The following is a 433-nucleotide window of genomic DNA, read 5'->3' as shown; positions in this document are numbered from 1 at the left end:
AGCCGGGCAAGACGCTGCGCATTACCATCCCCGAGGATCTGGAGTACGACGGCGTGTTCGACGAGGTACTCGATCGCTATGAGGCCGAGGCGGAGCTGACCGAGGTTACCACCACGAACATGGGCAGCCTCTTCCAGCTCACCTATCAGCTGCGGCTGCGCCAGCCGGGGCTGGAGAAGGCCCTGATCGACGAGCTGCGCTGTCTGAACGGGAACTTGAAGATTTCCCTGGGTATGACCCCGGCGGGGCGCGAGACGCTCTAGCGCTTGCGGCTCGGCCACTCGCCAACAAATTCAAGGAAAGAACGAGAGGGAGAGATCTATGGTGCGAAGAAGCATGAAACGAATGACAGGACCGACGCGCCGGGCGCTATGGGCCCGCGGGGCGGTGGCCTCGGCCCTGGCGGCTACTGTGGCGCTGTCCGGCTGCACGG

Annotated in this window: 1 pseudogene; it reads left to right on the top strand. The window is 64.2% G+C overall.

Going from position 1 to position 433, the window contains the following annotated elements:
• Positions 1-263: pseudogene (locus tag PZH32_RS11420) on the top strand (DUF4956 domain-containing protein); the annotation flags it as partial.
• Positions 264-433 lie beyond the last annotated feature (170 nt).

Source organism: Adlercreutzia equolifaciens (assembly GCF_029076695.1).
GTDB classification, from domain to species: Bacteria; Actinomycetota; Coriobacteriia; order Coriobacteriales; family Eggerthellaceae; genus Adlercreutzia; species Adlercreutzia equolifaciens_A.
The sequence above is the reverse complement of the archived record's forward strand: the minus strand, read 5'-3'. Positions and strand labels throughout refer to the sequence as shown.